The 18,681-nt window shown below is 67.1% G+C and carries 16 protein-coding genes; 1 reads left to right on the top strand and 15 read right to left on the bottom strand.

Annotation, left to right across the window (positions count from 1 at the left end; translation table 11 throughout):
* Positions 1–23: 23 nt before the first annotated feature.
* Positions 24–1,526 (top strand): HDOD domain-containing protein, encoded by a 1,503-nt coding sequence (locus WJ16_RS05610; protein WP_069256198.1) that lies wholly within the window; start codon positions 24–26, stop codon positions 1,524–1,526.
* 99 nt (positions 1,527–1,625) lie between these two features.
* Here WJ16_RS05610 and WJ16_RS05605 read toward each other — a convergent pair whose 3' ends face one another.
* The 15 genes from WJ16_RS05605 to hpnJ form a co-directional block, all read right to left on the bottom strand.
* Entirely contained in the window at positions 1,626–2,420 is a 795-nt protein-coding gene (locus tag WJ16_RS05605) for an ABC transporter substrate-binding protein (RefSeq protein WP_069256197.1), read from the bottom strand.
* 354 nt (positions 2,421–2,774) lie between these two features.
* A complete protein-coding gene (gene astE, locus WJ16_RS05600) occupies positions 2,775–3,833 on the bottom strand; it encodes a succinylglutamate desuccinylase (protein ID WP_069256196.1) in 1,059 nt (352 codons plus the stop codon).
* Positions 3,817–5,157: an N-succinylarginine dihydrolase gene (gene astB, locus WJ16_RS05595; RefSeq protein WP_069256195.1), complete on the bottom strand. Its 1,341-nt coding sequence runs from the start codon at positions 5,155–5,157 to the stop codon at positions 3,817–3,819. Before astB ends, astE begins: the two co-directional genes overlap by 17 nt.
* Positions 5,158–5,171: 14 nt before the next feature.
* A complete protein-coding gene (astD, locus tag WJ16_RS05590; RefSeq protein ID WP_069256194.1) occupies positions 5,172–6,635 on the bottom strand; it encodes a succinylglutamate-semialdehyde dehydrogenase in 1,464 nt (487 codons plus the stop codon).
* A 7-nt stretch (positions 6,636–6,642) separates the two neighbouring features.
* Positions 6,643–7,677, bottom strand: coding sequence for an arginine N-succinyltransferase (astA, locus tag WJ16_RS05585; protein WP_069256193.1), 1,035 nt, complete (start codon positions 7,675–7,677; stop codon positions 6,643–6,645).
* Positions 7,674–8,726, bottom strand: coding sequence for an arginine/ornithine succinyltransferase subunit alpha (gene aruF, locus WJ16_RS05580; protein ID WP_069256192.1), 1,053 nt, complete (start codon positions 8,724–8,726; stop codon positions 7,674–7,676). The genes astA and aruF overlap by 4 nt, the downstream gene beginning before the upstream one ends.
* Before the next feature lie 30 nt (positions 8,727–8,756).
* Positions 8,757–9,989 carry an aspartate aminotransferase family protein gene (locus tag WJ16_RS05575; protein WP_069256191.1) on the bottom strand — a complete coding sequence of 411 codons (1,233 nt, stop codon included), beginning with the start codon at positions 9,987–9,989 and terminating at the stop codon, positions 8,757–8,759.
* A gap of 1,021 nt (positions 9,990–11,010) precedes the next feature.
* On the bottom strand, positions 11,011–12,054 hold the full coding sequence (locus WJ16_RS05570) for a GlxA family transcriptional regulator (protein WP_069256190.1): 1,044 nt from the start codon (positions 12,052–12,054) through the stop codon (positions 11,011–11,013).
* Positions 12,055–12,075: 21 nt separating this feature from the next.
* Entirely contained in the window at positions 12,076–12,876 is an 801-nt protein-coding gene (locus WJ16_RS05565) for an ABC transporter ATP-binding protein (RefSeq protein WP_069256189.1), read from the bottom strand.
* Between the two features lie 20 nt (positions 12,877–12,896).
* A complete protein-coding gene (locus WJ16_RS05560) occupies positions 12,897–13,610 on the bottom strand; it encodes an ABC transporter permease (protein WP_069256188.1) in 714 nt (237 codons plus the stop codon).
* Complete coding sequence (locus tag WJ16_RS05555; RefSeq protein ID WP_069256187.1) at positions 13,607–14,296, bottom strand: ABC transporter permease; 690 nt, start codon at positions 14,294–14,296, stop codon at positions 13,607–13,609. Before WJ16_RS05555 ends, WJ16_RS05560 begins: the two co-directional genes overlap by 4 nt.
* 270 nt (positions 14,297–14,566) lie before the next feature.
* Positions 14,567–15,124, bottom strand: coding sequence for a hypothetical protein (locus tag WJ16_RS05550; protein WP_069256186.1), 558 nt, complete (start codon positions 15,122–15,124; stop codon positions 14,567–14,569).
* A gap of 87 nt (positions 15,125–15,211) precedes the next feature.
* Positions 15,212–16,252, bottom strand: coding sequence for a lysylphosphatidylglycerol synthase domain-containing protein (locus WJ16_RS05545; protein ID WP_069256185.1), 1,041 nt, complete (start codon positions 16,250–16,252; stop codon positions 15,212–15,214).
* Positions 16,249–17,133: a hopanoid biosynthesis-associated protein HpnK gene (hpnK, locus tag WJ16_RS05540; RefSeq protein WP_069256184.1), complete on the bottom strand. Its 885-nt coding sequence runs from the start codon at positions 17,131–17,133 to the stop codon at positions 16,249–16,251. The genes WJ16_RS05545 and hpnK overlap by 4 nt, the downstream gene beginning before the upstream one ends.
* A 3-nt stretch (positions 17,134–17,136) precedes the next feature.
* On the bottom strand, positions 17,137–18,579 hold the full coding sequence (gene hpnJ / locus WJ16_RS05535; RefSeq protein WP_306427094.1) for a hopanoid biosynthesis associated radical SAM protein HpnJ: 1,443 nt from the start codon (positions 18,577–18,579) through the stop codon (positions 17,137–17,139).
* Positions 18,580–18,681 lie beyond the last annotated feature (102 nt).

The following is an 18,681-nucleotide window of genomic DNA, read 5'->3' as shown; positions in this document are numbered from 1 at the left end:
CGCGGCGAACCGGACGGATCCGTATGTCAATCACCGAACACCTGCCCCGCACCGCGCTGCTCGACAAGCTGTGGGCCCGGATGAACGAACGGGGCGACTTCCCGCTGCTGTCGGAATCGCTGCGCGCGACGATGGCGGCGATGAAGAACGACGACCTCGACTTCACCGCGCTCGTGCGCGTCGTGCTGTCGGACTTCGCGCTCACGCAGAAAGTGCTGCGGCTCGCGAACTCCGCGATGTACATGGCGTTCGGCGGCAACATCACGACCGTGACCCGCGCGCTGATGGTGCTGGGCATGGACGCCGTCGGCCATCTGGTCGTCGGGCTCAAGCTCGTCGACCATTTCCACCACAGCACGCCGCGGCGCATCGACGCGAAGCTCGAACTGAACCGCGCGCTGCTGTCCGGCTGCGTCGCGCGCAAGCTCACCGAGCGCGCCGAGCTGCGCTCGGGCGAGGAAGCCGTCGTCTGCACGCTGATGCGCCAGGTCGGCAAGCTGCTCGTGGTCTGCTATCTCGACAGCGAATGGGACCGGATCCGGCGCCGCGCGGCCGAGCTGAACGGCGACGACGCGGCCGCGTGCATCGACGTGCTCGGCGTCGGCTTCGACGAGATCGGGCTCGAGGCGGCCGCGCGCTGGCGGTTGCCCGACGTGATCTGCGCGGGGATGACCGACCCCGACCATGCGGCGCGCACCGACGCGTTCGGCAACGACGATGACGACGACGGCGATGCAGGCCATCCGGCAGAAAACGAGCCGGCCGACCGCGTCCGCTGGCTGCGGGCGGTGAGCCGCTGCTCGACCGACGTCGCGGGCGCGCTCGTGATGCCCGCGAGCCCGCAGCGCGACGCGCGCATCGCGGCGCTCGCGCAGCACTACGGCACGGAGCTCGACATCGAATCCGACGCACTCGTCGAGATCGCCGAGCGGCTCGCGCGCGAGGAAGCGAGCGACACCGTGATGCGCGAGATCGTCGAGTTGCGCGCGAACGCCGATGCGATCGCGCGCGCGCAGGCCGAGCCCGAGGCATGCCTCGAAGCCGGCCTCGCGGACCTGCGCGCGCTGCCGTCCGAGCACGTGCTCACGCCGGTGCTCGCGCTCGCGTCGGAAAGCCTGCTGGCCGGCCTCGCGTTCACGCGCACCGTGATGTTCGTGCGTCACGACGACGGCACGTTCGCCGCGCGCCTCGGCTTCGGCCCGGGCGTCGACACGACGCTCGAGCGGCTGCGCTTCGACGAGCGCTTCGAGCCGGACGTGTTTCATCTCGCGATCACGAACTCGGTCGGCATCTTCATCGAGCAGGCGCAGGAGCCGAAGATGCTCAAGCGCCTGCCCGCGTGGTATCTCGACGCGTTCGACGACACGCGCGCGTTCGTGCTGCTGCCCGTACGCGTCGGCGCGACGACCGTCGCGCTGCTGTACGGCGACTGGGCCGGCCCGCAGCCCGCGCGCAAGATCACGCAGCAGGAAATGAGCGTGCTCAACGCGCTCGCGCACGAACTGGGCCGGTTCTTTCCGGCCTGACGCGGCCGCTGCCCACGCCGCGCACCGTTTCCCGTCTCCAAAAACAAACCGGCCGCATCAGCGGCCGGTTTGCTTGCATCGTGCGCTCGAACGCAACGCTTACTTGAGCGTCACGGGCACGCTGAAATACTTCTTCGCGAGGGTGTCGATCGTGCCGTCGGCCTTCAGGTCCTTCAGCGCCTGATCGAGCGCGGTCTTCAGCGCCGCGTCGTTCTTGCGCAGGCCGAAACCGACACCCGAGCCGAGGATCTCGGCGTCGCTCACGGTACCGCCCGCGAACGCAAAGCCCTGGCCTTGCGGCTTCGACAGGAAGCCCTTCGCGCCCGCTTCCGCATCCTGGAAGGTCGCGTCGAGACGGCCCGACTTCAGGTCGGCGTACGCCAGATCCTGCGTCTGGTACGGCACGACTTCGACGCCTGCCGGCGCCCACTTCTTCTTCGCGTACGCTTCCTGGATCGTGCCCTGCAGCACGCCGACGCGCTTGCCCTTCAGCGATTGCGGGGTCGGCAGCAGGCCGCTGCCCTGCTTCGCGATCAGCTGGTTCGGGATCGTGTAGATCGGATCGGTGAACGCGATCGCGTGCTTGCGCTGGTCGGTGATCGTCATGTCCGAGTTGATCGCGTCGAACTTGCGCGCCTGCAGCGCCGGGATCAGCCCGTCGAAGTCGTTCTCGACCCACACGCACTTCGTCTTCAGCTTCGCGCACACCGCGTTGCCGATGTCGATGTCGAAGCCGGTCAGCTTGCCGTCGGGCGTCTTGTATTCGAACGGTGCGTACGAGGCCTCGACGCCGAAACGGAGCTCTTTCAGGTCAGCGGCAAACGCGCTGCCTGCCGCCACGGCCGATGCCGCCACCACCGCATGCGCGGCCACTTTACGCCAATCCAACTTCATCAGGTGTTCTCCTCGATACTCGAATGTTCCGGAACTACGGGCGCATGCATCATTGCAGGGTCGGATGGCCCCGGCAACGTCGCCGCCGCGCCGTGATGCGGCGCAACAGCCGCAAGGCCGCGATTGTACCAATCCGCGCGGCCCGATACGGCAAAGCAGCCGCCGGCACGCGATGCTGCGCTGCGGCCGCCGGCCACGGCCGGAGCGCTCGTCGAACTTGCAAGACGATGTCGCAAATACGCAAGCGCGCCGCGCCGGGCGTCTGCGCAGCGCGCGCGCATCGTCTCGAAAAGGGAATGGCCGGCGGGCGGGCGCGGGCCGCGGATCGCCGCGGCCGCGCGCCGTGGGCCGGCGTCAGACGAGCGCGGCGAGCGTCTCGCGCGTCGTGTCGACGACGAGCAGGCCCGCGCGCAAACCGGGCTTCACGGCCGGATTCGGGAACACGATGCGCTCCTCGTCGTGCTTCACCGTGTAGCGGTAGTCGCCGTCCTGCGCGAGCACGGTGCCGCGCGCGAACGCGGTGAAGTTCGCGACGTCGGCCGCGACGAACAGCTCGAGCGCGTCGCTCTGCTTCGTGATCTGGTCGATCACGGTGAATACGCGCGGCAACGGCGCGTCGGCGTCACGCGCGGCGCCCGATACGAGCTTGCGTACCGCCCGGTCGGCCGGCGCGAAGCGCGACAGGTCGTTCTGACCGAACGGCCGCACCTTGCCGAGTTCCAGCGTGCACGCGAGCGCGCCGCAGTGCTCGGCCGTGAAATGCGAATACGTGTTGCCCTTCGCGGTATGCAGCAGCACGGCCGCGATGCGCGCATCGCCGAGCCATTCGACCATCGTGCGGGCCGGCGGCGTGCCCGTGTGCGGCAGCAGCGCGAACTGCTCGAACACCGATGCGCGGATCGCCGTGTGCATGTCGACGTGCCAGCGTGCGGCGCCGGCCGGCGCGGCCGCGAAGAACGCGGCGGCCGCCGCTTCGAGCTGTGCGGCGCGCGGCGCTTCGCGGCTCGTCGGCACCTGCGCGTGACGGCCGCTGAACAGGCGATTCAGGTCGTCGTCGAGATAGCGCTCGCCCGCCCGCATCGCCGGCACGTTGCCGAGCACGACGAGCAGCCGGCACGCGAGCGGCAGCGCGCCCGCCGCGAGATCGCGCACGAGCATCGACAGCAGCTCGATCGGCGCGGTCTCGTCGCCGTGCACGCCGGCCGACACGAGCACGCTGGCGCGCGCCGGCGCGGCGGCGGTGCCGGCCGCCGCCGGTTCGAGCGCGAGCAGCCCGGCGCCGAACCATTGCCAGCGCACCGCACCGTGCGCGCACGCGCCGTCCGTCACGGCCGGCGTGTCGCCCGCGAGTGTGAACGCGAGGAAGTCGTCGAGCAGCCCGGCGCCCGTGCGGGAATCAGCGCTGGAAGTCATACAGCGACCCGACGCGCAGGATCTGCGTGAGCTCGTCGAGCGCCGTGCGCGATTCGTCGAGCAACGCCGGATCGGCGAGGTCTTCCGGTGCGAGGCGATCGCGATAGTGCCGGTCGATCCACGAATCGAGCGACGTGAACAGCGTGTCGTTGATCCACACGTTCGACGTGACGGCCGCGCGTTCCGCGTCGTTCAACACCACGCGCAGGCGCAGGCAGGCCGGGCCACCGCCGTTCTTCATGCTCTCGCGCAGGTCGAACACGAGCACGTCGCGAATCGGGCCGTTGCCGGCCGCGAGTTCGTCGAGATAGGCCGCGACGTTGCCGTTCTCGCGGCATTCCTGCGGCACGACGAGCACCTGCGAGCCGTCCGCGCGCGACAGCAGCTGGCTGTTGAACAGGTACGACGTCACCGCATCGTTCACGCTCACGGCCGCATCGGGCACCTCGATCACGTTCAGGCGCGCGCCGCGTGCGTCGAGCGCGGCGGTCAGCGTGTCGTAGATCGCCTGCGTGTTGACGAATGCGCGCTCGTGCGTGAACAGCGTGTCGCGGTTGCCGACCGAAATCACGTCGTTGTGGAACACGCCCGCGTCGATCACGTCCGGGTCCTGCTGCGCATAGACCGTCGCTTCTTCGGCGAGCCCGTGGCGATGCGCGACCGCGCGGCTCGCCTCGAACGTCTGGCGCGCCGGGAAGCGCTTCGGCTCGGGCCCGCGGCGATATTCCGCGCGGCCGTACACGAAGAACTCGATGCCCGGCTTGCCGTATTCGGCGCAAAAGCGCGTGTGGTTCGCCGCGCCTTCGTCGCCGAGTGCCGGCGTGCCGGTCAGCGCTTCGTGCACCGCGAAGTGCGCGGGATCGGCGAACAGCGTCGACAGCGTGCGGCGCGTCGCTTCGTGCTCGATCGCGCGATGCAGCTTGCTGCACAGGTTGGCCGGCGTGAAGTGCACGCGGCCGTCGCTCGTGTCGGCCGACGGGCTGACGGTGGCCGCGTTCGCGGTCCACATCGCCGATGCCGAGCTTGCCGCGGCGAGCAGTTCCGGCGCCTGCTTCGCGGCCTTCGCGATCACGTCCGCGTCCTTGCCCGAGAAGCCGAGCTCGCGCAGCAGGCGCAGCGACGGCCGTTCCTGCGGCGGCAGCACGCCCTGCGCGAAACCGAGGTCCGCGAGCTGCTTCATCTTGCGCAGCCCCTGCTTCGCGGCGGCCTTCGGGTTCGCGGCCGACTTTTCGTTGTTCAGCGACGCCACGTTGCCGAACGACAGTCCGGCGTAGTTGTGGGTCGGGCCGACGAGTCCGTCGAAATTGGCTTCTTGTGCGTTCATCGTCGCTCCCTCGATCAGAAATGCAGGCCCGGCGACAGGCTCGCGGGCAAGGTCAGTTGCGTGCTTTCCACCGACGCCATCGGATACGCGCAATAGTCGGCCGCGTAGTACGCGCTCGGACGATGGTTGCCCGAGCGGCCCGTGCCGCCGAACGGCGCGGCGGACGATGCGCCGTTGGTCGGGCGGTTCCAGTTGACGATCCCGGCGCGAATCGTGCGGCGGAAGTGCTCCCATGCGTTCGCGTCGTCGGCGAGCAGGCCAGCCGACAGGCCGAACGCCGTATCGTTCGCGCGCTCGATCGCTTCGTCGAACGTCGCATGGCGGACGATCTGCGCGAGCGGGCCGAAGTGTTCCTCGTCGGGCAGGTTGGCCACGCCGGTCACGTCGACGATCGCCGCGTTCACGAAGCCGAGGCGCGGATCGCGCTGCGTCATCGCGACGATCGGCTTCGCGCCCTGCTCGATCAGGCGCGACTGCGCGTCGACGAGTTTCGCGGCCGCGCGCGCCGAGATCACCGCGCCCATGAACGGCTGCGGATCGGCATCGAACACGTCGGCCGTGATCTTCGACGTGACGTCGGCGAGGCGCGCGAGGAAGCGGTCGCCGAACGCGCCCTGCGGCACGAAGATGCGGCGCGCGCACGTGCAGCGCTGGCCGGCCGACAGGAACGCCGACTGGATCGTGTGATGCACGGCCGCGTCGATGTCCTCGACTTCGCCGATCACGAGCGGGTTGTTGCCGCCCATCTCGAGCGCGAGCACGATTTCCGGACGGCCGCCGAACTGCTTGTGCAACAGCGTGCCGGTGTCCGAGCTGCCGGTGAAGAACAGCCCGTCGATCTGTCGATGGTTCGCGAGCGCGATGCCCGTGTCCTTCTCGCCCTGCACGAGATTGAGCACGCCGTCCGGCAGGCCGGCTTCCTTCCACACTTCGACCGTCGCGCGCGCGACGCCCGGTGCGAGCTCCGACGGCTTGAACACGACCGTATTGCCGGCGATCAGCGCCGGCACGATATGGCCGTTCGGCAAGTGGCCGGGGAAGTTGTACGGGCCGAACACCGCGACGACGCCGTGCGGGCGATGGCGCAGCACCGCGACGCCGTCGGCCATGTCCTGGCGCTTTTCGCCGGTGCGTTCCTGGTAGGCCTGGATCGAGATGCCGACCTTCGCGGCCATCGATGCGACTTCGGTACGCGCTTCCCACAGCGGCTTGCCCGTCTCGCGGCCGATCGCGATCGCGATCGCTTCCTTGCGTTCGTTGAGCAGCGCGGCGAAGCGCTTGACGATCGCGCAGCGCGATTCGAAGTCGAGCGCCGACCAGCCGGCGAATGCGCGGCGCGCGCTCGCGACCGCGCGATCGACGTCGGCCGCCGACGCGCTTTCGCCCTGCCACGCGATTTCGTCGGTGCCGGGGTTGCGCGAAGCGAACACGGGGCCCGAGCCTGCGACCCAGGCGCCGTCGATGAAGAGTTCCGTCATGATTCGTTTATCCCTGTTTGACTTTGAGCGGCAGCACGCGCACCGGATCGCCGGCCTTCACGTCGAGCGCGGCGGCATCGTCGGCCGACAGCACGAACGCGCCGTTCGCGACCACGCCCGGCGCGACGCCGACGCGGAAATCGGTGAGCGACGTGTTCGACACGAGCGACGTGGGCAGATGGCCGCCCTGCGCATCCGGCACGCCGATCGCGACCGGCACGACGACGCTCTCGCGCACCGTGCGCAGATCGTTCACGTGGCATTCGAGCACGGGGCCCGCGTCGAAAATGTCGACGTGATTCTGATAGCGCAGCCCTTCCGCTTCGAGCATCTTGCGGGCCGGCAGCGTGTCGCGGTGCGTGAGGCCGACCGCGTCCTGCGCGTCCTGCGGCAGCAGGTCGACGTACACCGGATAGCGCGGCATCAGTTCCGCGAGGAACGACTTGCGGCCGTGCGAGCTGAGGTAGTCGGCCGCGTTGAAGTCGATCTGGTAGAAGTGCGAACCGACTGCTCGCCAGAACGGCGACGTGCCGTCCTCGTCGAAGTGGCCGCGCAGTTCCGCACAGATGCGTTCCGGAAAGCGCTCGCGGAACTGCGCGATGAACATGAAGCGCGAGCGCGACAGCAGGCCGCCGACGCCGCCCGTGCGATAGCGCGGGCTCAGGAACAGCGAGCAGACTTCCGCGTAGCCCGTCAGGTCGTGCGAGATGTTCAGCGCGGACATCCGCGTCCACACGCCGAGTTCCTGGCTCGCATGCACGACCGTGCTCACGCGATAGTTGTAGAACGGCTGTTCGAGGCCGACCTGCGTCTCGATCCCGCACACGCCCGCGATGTCGCCCGTCGTCGATTCTTCCATCACGAAGAAGTAGCCGGCTTCGCCGGGCGCGGCCTCGCCCGCGAGCGTGCGGCGCGTGCGCTCGATGCGCGCGGCGAGCGCGTCGCGGTCGGGCTTGAACGTGGTCAGGCCCGGCCCGGTTTCCTTCGCGAGCGACACGAGCGCGTCGACGTCGCCCGTTTGTACGACCCGAACGACGATCATGCTGCGTCTCCCTTCAAATCTTCATCGTCGCGGCGGTGCAGCGGCACGCAGCGCACGACATCGCCATCCTTCACATCGAGCGCCGCGCGCACGTCGCCCGCGAGCGGTGCATCGCCTGCGTCGCCCGGCAGGTCGGCCAGCACGCAGCGGAACGATTCGCCGCTGCCCGTCGACACCATGTACGCGACGTCGCCCTGCTGGTGCGCGGCTTCGCGCACGACGCGCTCCGAGCCGTGCTTCACGCACGCGGTGCGGTCGACCTGCGCGGTCAGCACCGGGCCCGCGTCGAAGATGTCGACGAAGCGGTCGGGCTCGAAGCCTTCCTCGAGATGGATGTCGTACGCGAGCAGCGCCGATTCGTTCGGCTCGCCGAGCACGCGCTGCGCGGCTTCCGGCAGCAGCGGCACGTAGAGCGGATAGGCCGGCATCACTTCCGCGATGAACGTGCGGCTGCGGCCGCCCGACGCGATGTCGACGTCGGTGAAGTCGCGGCCGAAGAACTTGCGCCCCACCGCTTCCCAGAACGGCGATGCGCCGTTGCCGTCGCTCACGCCGAGCAGCAGCGTGAACACTTCGGGCGTGAAGCGGCGGCGGTTCGCGGCGATGTACATCATCCGCGCGCGCGAGATCAGGTGCGCGGCCGCATCGCCGCGCAGCGACGGATCGACGTAGAAGCCCGCGAGCCGGCTCTTGCCGGTCAGCTCGTGCGACATCGTGAGCGCGTGGATCTTGCGGTTCACGTGCAGCTCGCGCGACGCGTGGATCAGCGCGTCGTTGCGGAACGCGTAGAACGGTTCCGAGTAGCCGGCCGCGGCCACGATGCTCGCCGTGCCGAGCAGCTTGCCCGTCGACGAATCCTCGAGCACGAAGAGGTAGAACTCCTCGCCGGCGAAGTCGACGTCCGCGCGAAACGAATCCTCGGAGAGCGCCACGCGCGCTTCGAGCGCCGCGCGGTCGTGCGGCAGCGAGTGCAGGACCGGCTGCGCGGTGCGCGCCATGTGCGCGAGCGCATCGAGATCCGTGAGTTTGCCGGGGCGAACAAATAGCATCGTCGTTCCTGTCTGCGATGGGCGCGCCGCTCAGCGCGCGGTGGCTTCCTGGGCCGCGAGCACCTGTTCGACGGCCTTCTCGAAGCGCTTCACGCCTTCGTCGAGCAGGTCGAACGGGATCACCAGCGACGGGACGAAGCGCAGCACGTTCGGGCCGGCGATCAGCATGATCAGGCCGTTCTCGGCGGCGGCGTTGACGAAGTCCTTCGCGCGGCCGTCGAATGCGGCGGTGAGTTCGGCGCCGACGAGCAGGCCCTTGCCGCGCACTTCCTTGAAGATGCCGAAGCGTGCGTTGATGCGTTCGAGCGCGCCCTTCAAGCGCACGCTGCGTTCGCGCACGCCTTCGAGCAAGGCCGGGTCGCCGATCAGTTCGACGACCTTGTCGGCGATCGCGGATGCGAGCGGGTTGCCGCCGTACGTCGTGCCGTGCACGCCGACCTTGAAGTGCGCGGCCAGTTCGTTGGTCGTCAGCATCGCGCCGATCGGGAAGCCGTTGCCGAGGGCCTTCGCGGTGGTCAGGATGTCCGGCGTGACGCCCGTGTCCATGTACGCGTAGAACTGGCCGGTACGGCCGACGCCCGTTTGCACTTCGTCGAAAATCAGCAGCGCGCCGTGCGCGTCGCACGCTTCGCGCAGTGCTTTCAGGAAGGCCGGATCGGCCGGGATCACGCCGCCTTCGCCCTGCACCGGCTCGACGATCACCGCGCAGGTTTGCGGGCCGATCGCGGCCTTGGCGGCTTCGATGTCGTTGTACGGCAGGTGCTTGATGCCGGCCGGCACGGGGCCGAAGCCTTCCGAGTATTTCGGCTGGCCGCCGACGCTGACCGTGAAGAACGTGCGGCCGTGGAACGACTGCACGAACGACACGATTTCCGCCTTGTCGGCGCCGTGGCGGTCGAATGCGACGCGGCGCGCGAGTTTCAGCGCGGCTTCGTTCGCTTCCGCGCCCGAGTTCGCGAAGAACGCGCGGTCGGCGAAGGTCAGCGATTCGAGTCGCTTGGCGAGGCGCAGCACCGGCTCGTTCGTGTAGCCGTTGCCGATGTGCCAGAGCTTGCGGCCCTGTTCGTCCAGGACTTTCAGCAGTTCCGGGTGGCCGTGGCCGAGCGACGTTACCGCGATGCCGCACGCGAAGTCGATGTACTCGCGGCCGGCCGTGTCCCACACGCGGGAGCCCTCTGCACGGTCCGGCACGAACGGCGCGGGGGAAAATACCGGCACCATCACTTCGTCGAATGTCTGGCGGGTCACGGTCGAGGTCGTCATGGTCGTTCCTTTCGGTTTCGTAAGAGGGTTCAACAGGATCAAGTTTAGGTAAGGGTGACGCAAGCGTCTTGCGGAATTGCGACGGGTTCTATCGGAAGCGGATAGGTCGCTTTATTTTGCCCTCCCGGCGGGGGGTGGTGTTTTTGGTTGCGGCTTTTGGGGGGTCGGCCTGTGGGGTGTCGCCGCAGTTTGTCGTGAAGCACCTGTGATGTTATCGGTCTATTAGTGTCGCCCCTGCGCGGGGCGGCGGTTACTTTTCTTTGTCTTGCCAAAGAAAAGTAACCAAAAGAAAGGCGCTGTGAAAACGCATGACTTCCCGGTGCCATGGTCATCAAAGTGGCCCTCGCCTAAGTGTCCGCGCCAGTCAGGAGACCGGAGTGGTTCGAGCAATGGTTCTGACACCACTCACCACCCAACAGAGCGGTATACCACCCGCTAGCTCCGCCCTCGCTTCGCTCGGCCGACAGGTACACACCCCTCAAGCAGCACAATCGAAATATCACCCCAAACCCGATACGCACGCGGCCCTCACCTCTCGCTACAGAAAAAGAGGGACGCACTCAATCAACACGGAAACACTCGCCCTCGTAACACGGTTGCGCAGCGAGAACAGGCAACCGGCCCGGTCGCACGAGTGGTGTGAATGGTCAGAATATCGGACCCGGCGTTGCTGCGCGGGCGGAAGCACATGAGCGCCAACCGCGCGACTTGAAGCACCTTGCAGCCGAGCGAAGCGAGGATGGAGCTAGCGGGCGGTATACCGCTCTGTTGGGTGGTGAGTGGTGTCGGAACCATTGCTCGAACCACTCCGGTTTCCTGACTGGCGCGGACACTTAGGCGGCGGCCACTCCGATGACCACGGCACCGGGAAGTCATGCGTTTTCACAGCGCCTTTCTTTTGGTTACTTTTCTTTGGCAAGACAAAGAAAAGTAACCGCCGCCCCGCGCAGGGGCGACACTAATAGACCGACACGACAACAGGTGCTTCACGAAAACGGGCAAGCGAACCACCCAAAAAAACCTAATCCTTCCCCCCACGCTCGACAAGCGCGCCCCCCCTAGGCTCCCCACCTCCGCCGGTCTGCTTCTCGAGCCAAGCCCTCCGATCTTCCCGAGGCGTCACGCCAAACCTCTCCCGATAGGCATTAGAAAAATGCGCAGCGGAAGAAAACCCACAGGCAAGACTAACTTGCACAACCGACTTGCTAGTCCGCTGCAACTGAGTCCGAGCCTTGAGCAACCGAAGATTGAGGTAATACTTGGAGGGCATCGCCCCGAGATACTGTCGAAAGAGCCGCTCCAGTTGCCGGCGAGAAACGCCCACGAGCTCAGCGATTTCATCGGTAGTGAGCGGATCCTCGACATTGGCTTCCATCAGAAGCAACGCGTCGTTCAACCGAGGATGCCGCTCACCGGGCGCGGTGACGAAAGGAATCCGCTGGCGTTCCTCGCCGCTGCGCAGCGTGCCGGCCCCCAACGCATCGGCAATCCGCTCCGCGAGATCCACCCCATGTTCCCGGCCGATCATGGCCAGCATGAAGTCGACGGTCGCCTGCCCCCCGGCACAGGTCGCCCGATCGCGATCGATCTCGAAGATCTGCTGCGTGACGATCGACCGCTCGAACTGTTCGGCGAACTGCTGATACGTCTCCCAGTTCACGCTCACGCGATACCCGGAAAGCTGCCCGGCCATCGCAAGCCACCACACGCCGTGATGGATCCCGGTCACGACCGGCGTACGCTGCCCCACCCGCGCGAGACTCGCGAGAAACAACCGATAGTCGGCAAACTGCTGAAACCGCTCCGACACGACGATCACCCAGTCGCACGCGATCGCATCGTTGAACGCCGCATCGGCATGCCACTGCGCACCGCCCGCGAGCGGCACCGGCCGCCCGTCCCACGAACACACCTGCCACCGATACAGCAGCCGCCCGTCGATCTCGTTCGCGAGATTCAACGCATCGACGATCGGACCCACACCCGACATCGACACGGGCGGCAATGCAACGATCGCCACCTGCGTCGTGCGGGTGGCGCCTGCGGGACGAGACACCGGTACCACGGTTGAAAACCGCCCTTCGCGTTACTTGAGACTGCCCGACAGGAACTGCTTGAGCCGCTCGCTCTGCGGACGCACCAGCACCTCCTTCGGATCGCCCTCTTCCTCGGTCCGCCCCTGATGCAGGAACATCACGTGGTTCGACACGTTGCGCGCGAAACCCATCTCGTGCGTGACGACGATCATCGTGCGGCCTTCCTCGGCCAGCTTCTGCATCACCTTCAGCACTTCACCCACCAGCTCCGGATCGAGCGCCGACGTCGGCTCGTCGAACAGCATCACGTCCGGATGCATCGCCAGCGCGCGCGCAATCGCCACGCGCTGCTGCTGGCCGCCCGACAGGTGCGACGGATACTGCTTCTCGACGCGCGGCGCGAGGCCGACCTTCTCGAGATACGCGCGCGCACGCTCCTCGGCTTCCTTCTTCGAAATGCCGAGCACGTGCACCGGCGCTTCCATTACGTTCTCGAGCACGTTCATGTGCGCCCAGAGATTGAAGTGCTGGAACACCATCGCGAGCTTCGTGCGGATACGCTGCAACTGCTTGTGATCGGCGACTTCGAGCGCGCCGGCACGGTCGGTCTTCGTGCGCACGGTCTCGCCGTCGACGACGATCTGCCCCGCATTCGGCCGCTCGAGGAAATTGATGCAGCGCAGAAACGTGCTCTTGCCCGAGCCGCTCGCGCCGATGATGCTGATGACGTCGCCGGCCTTCGCGCTCAGCGATACGCCCTTGAGCACCTCGTTGTCGCCGTAGCGCTTGTGGATGTCGACCGCGGCAAGCTTGGTGGAAGCGGCTGCGCTCGTTTGAATGATCTCGGCCAACTGGCTCTCCTCGAAGTGAATCAATGACGGGCGGCCGCGAGGTACGCGAGCCAGTGGCGCTCGGCGCGGCGAAACGCCGCGACGAGTGCGAACGATACCGCAAGATAGATCAGCGCGGCGATTCCGAACGACTGGAATGCCATGTAAGTCGCCGAATTCGCGTCGCGCGCGACCTTCAGGATGTCCGGCACGGTCGCCGTGAACGCGACGGTCGTCGCGTGCAGCATCAGGATCACCTCGTTGCTGTACAGCGGCAGCGCACGGCGCAGCGCCGATGGCAGGATCACGCGTCGGTACATCGTGAATGGCGACATCCCGTACGCGCGCGCCGCCTCGACCTCGCCGTGCGGAATCGCGCGGATCGCCCCCGCGAAGATCTCGGTCGTGTACGCGCAGGTGTTCAGCGCGAACGCGAGAATCGCGCAGTTGAAGCCGCTCCGGAAGAACGCGTCGAGCAGCGAGTGCGACCGCACGAACTCGAGGCTGTACATGCCGGTGTACAGCAGCAGCAACTGCACGTAGAGCGGCGTGCCGCGGAACACGTACGTGTAGAGCCGCACCGGCGTCGACACCCACTTCTTCTTCGACACGCGCGCCACCGCGAGCGGCACCGCGCACACGAAGCCGAGCGAAATCGACGCGACGAGCAGCCACAGCGTCACCGCGAGGCCGGAGAGGCGCTGGCCGTCCCAGTAAAGGAACGCCTGGCCGAATTCCTGGAGGATCTCGATCATAGTTCTGCGTGCCGCACGCCCATGGAATAACGCTTCTCGAGCTGGATCAGCACGAGGTTGGAAACGGTCGTGATCGCGAGATAGATCAGCGCCGCGACGAGGATGAAGAAGAACATGTTGAACGTGCTCTTGCCGGCGTCCTGCGCGGCCTTCACGACGTCCGCGAGACCGATGATCGACACCAGCGCGGTGGCCTTCACGAGCACCTGCCAGTTGTTGCCGATGCCGGGCAGCGCAAAGCGCATCATCTGCGGAAACATGATCCGCGCGAACACGCGCGCGCCGCTCATCCCGTATGCCGCACCGGCTTCGAGCTGGCCGCGCGGCACCGACAGGAACGCACCGCGAAACGTCTCGGTGAAGTACGCGCCGTAGATGAAGCCGAGGGTCAGCACACCGGCCACGAACGGGTCGATGTCGATCTGGTTCCAGCCGACGAAATCGGTGAACTGGTTCAGCCAGATCTGGATGCTGTAGAACAGCAGCAGCATCAGGACGAGATCGGGCACCGAGCGGATCAGCGTCGTATAACCGGTCGCGATCGATCGCAGCACCCGGTTGTGCGACAGCTTCGCCACCGCGCCGATCAGCCCCAACACCACCGCAGTGGCGAGCGACAGCACCGACAGCTCGATGGTCTGCACGGTGCCGGCCCAGAGGACGGGACCAAAGCCGTAAAGGAACACGCGCGTCTCCAGAGTTGGAATGAATGCCGACGCGTCTACCTGTCCCGCGTCGGGCTGACGCGGATAGTCGCAAGCGAAATAGATTGCCTCAAATCACCCGCCATCCGGTTGCTGCGTTGCAGCAATTCGTCCCACCATTTACGATCAAGGTCTACACCGCTGTTTCAAAAGGAAAAAAGCCGCTTCCTGACAACCGGATAACCGGCCAGGAAGCGGACTTTTTGCAATTTTCCGGTCGCTTTTTCGATATAGCGCCGACGACCGTTGCGCTTACCGCCCTTTCAGGATGTCGGAGCGCGAAGTCGTATAGACGAGCCCGTCCGGGCCGAAATGGACGTTGAAGAACGCGTCGGTGTTGACGCCGTCCTCGAGCCAGCGCCAGCTCCAGACGATCTCGGGCTTGAGCGGATACTGCGCGACGTCGCCGGGCTTGCCCAGCAGGCGCCGCACCTCGTCCTCGTTCATCCCGGGGCGCACCTTCGCGAAATTCTCGGCGGTCAGCACCTGCGTCGCGCCCGTGTAGCGGCCGTTCGCATCGAGATCGACGAACCACGTCTGGTTGCCCATCGGGCCGCGCGGGTATTCGAGCCGCTTCGAGCCGTCGGTGAAGTCGCGCTCGGTCTCGGGCTTGCCCATCGTGCCGCGCACGTCGGCTTCGGTCGATTCGCCGACCTTCAGCCCCTTCAGCAGCAGCGGCGCGGGCTTGATCGCGTTGAAGAAGTCCCTGATACGTTGCACGTCGAGGTTGCCTTGCTTGTCGTCGCAGCCGGTCAGCGCCAGCGCGGCGGCCAGCATCGTCACGGGGAGCAGCCGGAAACGGAAATTCATCGGAAGAAATGCGCGTCGAGAAAACACGCGGCAAGGATACCCGCGCCACGCCAAAAGCGCGAGACGGGCGCGCGGCCCGTCTCGTGTTCAATGCGTCGTTTCGGTTTTGGCGTGGTCCGCGCGGCGCGCCGCCTGCGGCGCGCGCGGCGCGGCCGGCGGCGCATCGATGCGCCGCCGCGTGCGCACGAGTTCGGCAAGCTGCCACGAACCGAGCGCCAGGCAGCCGAACAGCACCTCGCGGCCGCGCTTGACCACCGCGAGCGACAGCGCCGTCTCGCGGTCGACGCCGAACATCTGCGCGAGCAGCACGACGGTCGCCTCCTGCACGCCGAGGCCGCCCGGCACCATGAACGCCGCATGGCGCACGGCCTGCGTCATCGCCTCGATCGCGATTGCGCCGCCGATCGACACCGGATGGCCGAGCAGCGCGAGCGCCCAGTAGATCTCGAGCGCGCCGAGCACGTAGCCGGCCAGTTGCCAGAAGAACGCGCTGAACAGCAGGCCCGTGCGCGACATCAGCGCATCGATGTCGGCATCGAGCCGCTTGCCGTCGACGCCCTGCAGCAGCCGGTGCGAATCGCCGAGCAGGCGGCCTGCGAAACGCTCGATCGCATGGAAGATCCCGCCGCGGCGCATCAGCACGACACCGAGCACCGGCAGCGGCAGCGTGAGCAGCAGCGCAAGGCCGATCGTGCCGCCCATGTTGTCCGTCGTCGCGAGCAGCAGCACGAGACCGAGCGCGGCGAACGCATACTGGACGACGATCGTCACGAGCACCTCGACGATCACCGATGCCGTCACGCGGCTCGCGTCGGGCACCTGCCAGCGCGCGAGCCGGATGCCGACCAGCTCGCCGCCGATCCCGACCACCGGCAGCAGCCGGTTCACCGCTTCGCGCACGGTCGCGATCCACCACAGGAACGGCAGCGACGCGCGCCTGTCGAGCAGCAGGTGCCACGCGTATGCATCGAGCAGCAGCGGCAGCGCATGAAACGGCACCAGCCACAGCAGCGCGTAACCGGCGCGCGCCAGCATCTGCGACACGTCGCCGACACCCTCGTGCAGCCCCAGCGCGAGCAGGATGCCGATGCCGAGCGGCCAGCCGAGCCATTTGATCCACCGGGTCATGACGGCCGCGCTCCCGCCGCGCGCGACGCCTGCGCGCCGCGCCGTGCCGCACGCTGGCCGAACACGTCGGCAAAGCCGCCGGTCGCAACGCCCGCCGCCTTCAGCGCGGCCGCGACGCGCGGCGACAGCAGCGCGTCGAGTTCGTCCACCGGACGGTAGCCGGCCATCGTCGGCGTGATCGGGCCGTCGCCGGCCTCGGCCGGATGGCAGTAGATCTCGCCGACGCCCTGCGGCAGCGCGGCCAGCGCATCGAGCAACACGGCCTCGTCCATCGCGCCCGTATGCTCGATCCCGACCACGTAGTCGTTGTGCGCGAGCCCCGCGCGGTCGAGCCGCGCGCGCACGAGCGCGATCCACGGCTTGAGCAGCGCGGGCGCGCGCGTCTCATACGGCAGCCGCACCGCGCGCAGCCCGTAGTCGCGGCCGATCTCGATGATCAGCGACAGCACGGTCGGATGCAGATGGAAATGCTTGTGCGCGTTCACGTGGTCGAGCGGCAGGCCGCTCGCCGCGAACGCATCGAACTGCGCGCGAATCTCGCGACGCAGTTGCGCACGCACGTGCGGCAGGAAGAAGAAGCGGCAGCCGTCCTTCGCCATCGCGTCGCCGAACCGCCCGTCGGGGCCGACGAGCGCGGGAATCTCATGCGCGGGCAGCGTGGCCGGCCCGTCCGCGAGCACCAGGTGCAGGCCGACCGCGAGCGACGGCAGCCGCCGCGCGCGGTCGATCGCATCGGCCGCGGCCGGCGCGCCGACCATCAGGCTCGCGGCGTTCAGCACGCCGTCGCGGTGCGCACGCTCGACCGCCGCGTTGACGCGCGGATGCAGCCCGAAGTCGTCCGCGGTGAAGATCAGCGCCCGCGCCGCCCGCTGCGTCGCCACGGATTACGCCTCGTGCGCGCGCAGGAAGCGGAAGAACTCGACGCCTTCGCGCAGGCGACGCTTCATCATGTCCCAGCTCGTCAGCATCTCGCGCACGATTTCCCAGATCTTCGACGGACGGAAGTAGAACTCGCGATAGAACTGCTCGAGATGGTGATAGATCTCGTCGCGCGACAGGTGCGCATAGCCGATCGCCGCGAGCTGCACGCCTTCCTTGCTCACCAGGTTGATGGTCTTGTTCTCTTCCATCCAGCCGTTCTCGACGGCCTGCTTGTAGAGCGTCGTGCCCGGATACGGCGCGGCGAGCGAGACCTGGATCGTGTGCGGATTGATTTCCTTCGCGTACTCGATCGTCTTCTTGATGGTTTCCTTCGTCTCGCCCGGCAGGCCGAGGATGAAGGTGCCGTGGATCTTGATGCCGAGCTTCTTGCAGTCCGCGCTGAAGCGGCGCGCGAAATCGGTGCGCACGCCCTTCTTGATGTTCACGAGGATCTGGTCGTCGCCCGACTCGAAGCCGACCAGCAGCAGGCGCAGGCCGTTTTCCTTCATGACCTTGAGCGTCTTGTACGGCACGTTCGCCTTCGCGTTGCACGACCACGTCATGCCGAGCTTGCCCAGCCCGATGGCGATGGCTTCCGCGCGCGGCAGGTCGTCGGTGAAGGTGTCGTCGTCGAACATCAGTTCCTTCACTTCCGGCATGTTGTCGCGGATCCACTTCGCTTCCGCGAGCACGTTCTCGACCGAGCGCGTGCGGTAGCGATGGCCGCTGACCGTCTGCGGCCACAGGCAGAACGTGCAGCGCGACTTGCAGCCGCGGCCCGTGTAGATCGACACGTACGGATAGTTGAGGTAGCCGATGAAGTAGTTGTCGATCTTCAGGTCGCGCTTGTAGACGGGCGCGACGAACGGCAGCTCGTCCATGTTCTCGAGGATCGGACGCGCTTCGTTGTGCTCGATCGAGCCGTCCTTCGCGCGCCAGCTCAGGCCCTTGATCTCGGCGAACGGCTTGCCTTCGGCGAGTTCCTTGCAGGTGTAGTCGAATTCCTCGCGGCACACGAAGTCGATCGCGTCGCTCGCCGTGAGCGAGTTGTGCGGATCGACCATCACCTTCGCGCCCACCATGCCGACCAGCATCGACGGCTTCATCTTCTTCAGGTCCTGCGCGAACATCGCGTCGGTCGGGAACGACGGCGTGCTCGTGTGGATGATCACGAGATCGTAGTCGTTCGCGATCTTCAGCGTTTCCTCGACCGACAGGCCGTCGGCCGGTGCGTCGACGACGCGGCTGCCCGGCACGAGCGCGGCCGGCTGCGCGAGCCACGTCGGGTACCAGAAGGAACGGATTTCGCGCTTCGCCTGATAGCGCGAGCCGGCTCCGCCGTCGAAGCCGTCATACGAAGGGGCCTGCAAGAACAGCGTTTTCATGAATGCTCCGGTAGCCTGCATAGTTCGATTCGTCACCACGATCCAGTCAAAAAACCGCGGCCGCCGTACCGGCGCCCGCCTCTCTGTCATGTCGCGCCGCGCGGCCTCGCCGCGCAACGCATC

Source organism: Burkholderia metallica (assembly GCF_001718555.1).
GTDB lineage: Bacteria > Pseudomonadota > Gammaproteobacteria > Burkholderiales > Burkholderiaceae > Burkholderia > Burkholderia metallica.
This window is presented reverse-complemented; position numbering and strand designations above follow the sequence as displayed.

Excerpts from the sequence above, each read along its gene's own strand:
- hpnJ (WP_306427094.1), bottom strand. The coding sequence starts at position 18,579 with ATGCAGGCTACCGGAGCATTCATGAAAACGCTGTTCTTGCAGGCCCCT.
- WJ16_RS05560 (WP_069256188.1), bottom strand. The coding sequence starts at position 13,610 with ATGATCGAGATCCTCCAGGAATTCGGCCAGGCGTTCCTTTACTGGGAC.
- astE (WP_069256196.1), bottom strand. The coding sequence starts at position 3,833 with ATGACTTCCAGCGCTGATTCCCGCACGGGCGCCGGGCTGCTCGACGAC.
- WJ16_RS05575 (WP_069256191.1), bottom strand. The coding sequence starts at position 9,989 with ATGACGACCTCGACCGTGACCCGCCAGACATTCGACGAAGTGATGGTG.
- WJ16_RS05545 (WP_069256185.1), bottom strand. The coding sequence starts at position 16,252 with ATGACCCGGTGGATCAAATGGCTCGGCTGGCCGCTCGGCATCGGCATC.
- WJ16_RS05550 (WP_069256186.1), bottom strand. The coding sequence starts at position 15,124 with ATGAATTTCCGTTTCCGGCTGCTCCCCGTGACGATGCTGGCCGCCGCG.
- astB (WP_069256195.1), bottom strand. The coding sequence starts at position 5,157 with ATGAACGCACAAGAAGCCAATTTCGACGGACTCGTCGGCCCGACCCAC.
- astA (WP_069256193.1), bottom strand. The coding sequence starts at position 7,677 with ATGATCGTCGTTCGGGTCGTACAAACGGGCGACGTCGACGCGCTCGTG.
- WJ16_RS05610 (WP_069256198.1), top strand. The coding sequence starts at position 24 with ATGTCAATCACCGAACACCTGCCCCGCACCGCGCTGCTCGACAAGCTG.
- WJ16_RS05605 (WP_069256197.1), bottom strand. The coding sequence starts at position 2,420 with ATGAAGTTGGATTGGCGTAAAGTGGCCGCGCATGCGGTGGTGGCGGCA.
- astD (WP_069256194.1), bottom strand. The coding sequence starts at position 6,635 with ATGACGGAACTCTTCATCGACGGCGCCTGGGTCGCAGGCTCGGGCCCC.
- aruF (WP_069256192.1), bottom strand. The coding sequence starts at position 8,726 with ATGCTATTTGTTCGCCCCGGCAAACTCACGGATCTCGATGCGCTCGCG.